The 1,852-nt window shown below is 48.1% G+C and carries 2 protein-coding genes; one reads left to right on the plus strand and one right to left on the minus strand.

Annotation, left to right across the window (positions count from 1 at the left end; all coding sequences use genetic code 11):
* Positions 1-703: 703 nt before the first annotated feature.
* Entirely contained in the window at positions 704-994 is a 291-nt protein-coding gene (locus tag ACR3FF_RS26915) for a HalOD1 output domain-containing protein (protein WP_458191143.1), read from the plus strand.
* A 17-nt stretch (positions 995-1,011) separates the two neighbouring features.
* Here the strand turns inward: ACR3FF_RS26915 and ACR3FF_RS26920 are convergent, their stop codons facing one another.
* A complete protein-coding gene (locus tag ACR3FF_RS26920; protein WP_458191145.1) occupies positions 1,012-1,719 on the minus strand; it encodes a helix-turn-helix domain-containing protein in 708 nt (235 codons plus the stop codon).
* Positions 1,720-1,852: the final 133 nt, after the last annotated feature.

Here is a 1,852-nt window from a genome sequence, read left to right on the forward strand (position 1 = left end):
TCAATGCAAGGAGTTCCAGAGAAAGCGACTTCAACTGGCGGTTCGTAATGAACTCGTCCGGATCTGTGAGAATGTCCTTTAACAGGGGGATGTTCATCACGAGTATATCCGGACAGCGGATGAATCAGGTCACTGATTCATCCGCTTCGCTTCCACAACGTGTCAGCAACTGCGCTGGTGAGCCAGAGTGGACAACTAGCGACAGTTGTAGTGAGTGCAGTGGTTCACTCCGTGTCGAGGAGGGCGACGGCCACTAACCAATCCTCGTTTACGTAGTTCTCGCGACAAGGAATAGATACGAGGAAGATTTTCGCGGGTAACTGCTTTCTGCTTAAACCCTTGCTTTCGCTCTTCGTTTATATTTAAAGCCTGCACTGTTAGTAGTTCATACTAATGATGCCAGGTAATCGACTAGAGGTCTTACGTCGAGTGCAACGACAGGCGTCACGAAGGATCGCCAAAATGGACATTGATGCCTACACAAACAGGTGGAGAACCTATGAATGAGATAATCAATTGATCAGATTTCAGCCGTGGTAGTGATACACTTTCTCAGAGAATCAAATCTAATGAACAATCATCTGTTTTCATCAACCGCCAGAACAGGTATATAACTACCATCCTTAGCGAGGATGGAGTGCTCATGGGGGGTTGTACTTGAGGAGGGATATTCCTCCAGTGGGTGCCCCAGATGTGAGATACAATGGGAGAGAGCACTGACAACACACCTAACGATAGTCAGCGTACAGCAACAGAACCATCGATCGCATTCCTCATTCTCGAGGCAATTACGGCACGAGAAGAGATCAATCCAGATGACTGCCCACCATTATATGATGTCATTGATCCAGATGCCCTTGACAACTTGTTCACACCAACGCAAACAGGGAGCGAACGCCACGGGAAAGTAATCTTCCAGTACTGTGGCTACCGCGTTACTGTCGCCGGTGATAGAACAATTTCTCTGGATCCCCTTCCTGCAGATGAGTCCTGATTTCGACGGTGTCTCTGTTAGTCCGTACGTGTTTTTTGGTCTGGTTCAGTGAGTGTTGTTTCGGGAGGTTCTGCTGTCTTACTGGTACTCAGCAGATGATCGACGAGAGTGCCATGACCACGCCGTAGCCGCTCGGAGAGCGCCTGGTGACATACATTGAGAGCTTCCGCGAGTTCCTCGGTTGTGCTCTCCCGTGGAACTGAGTAGTACCCACGATCAGCAGCAAGCTGGAGTGCATTTTGCTGAGTCTTGGTGAGTCCAAATCGAGCGCTCCGTTGGTTGTTGAATTCCTTGATATTCTCGATGTCAAATTCGATACCGTGTTCCTGACAGTACTCGTGAGTCCGTGTGACTGAATCGTGATCAGCAAACAATAGTCGTAAATGCCACGTATTTTCGTGCCCTCTCGCAGCAAGAACTGTCGCTTTTTCCGTCACGAGAATTCGAATGAGATGCTCAATATGGTCAACCCATTCGAGTTGGTACAAATACTCTGTCTCGAAGTCAGCAATCAACTGAAACTCGGCCACACTTTCATCGGCAGTAAAGGCTTCTTCGAGTAAGCTTCGATATGACGTGGTGATCCAAATGAACGGCATCAAGCTGTCCGGATTGGTTGCAACTATTTGCTCGACTTCGAAGGTCACCGTCTCAAGCGTGTTGAGTGTGTGTTCGAGTGCAAATTGTTTAGCGGGAAATGTCACTTCGACAATCGTTCCGGCCATTAGTATGGGTCTATGAGCCTGTCCAAGAAACATCGACGGGATGACTCAGATTCTCTGGATATCGAGCCATATGACATAAATCTTATCTAGCTGAAACTCCTGTACAGCGTAAGGATTCTCATGACGTCCAACT

Source organism: Haladaptatus ordinarius (genome assembly GCF_054177595.1).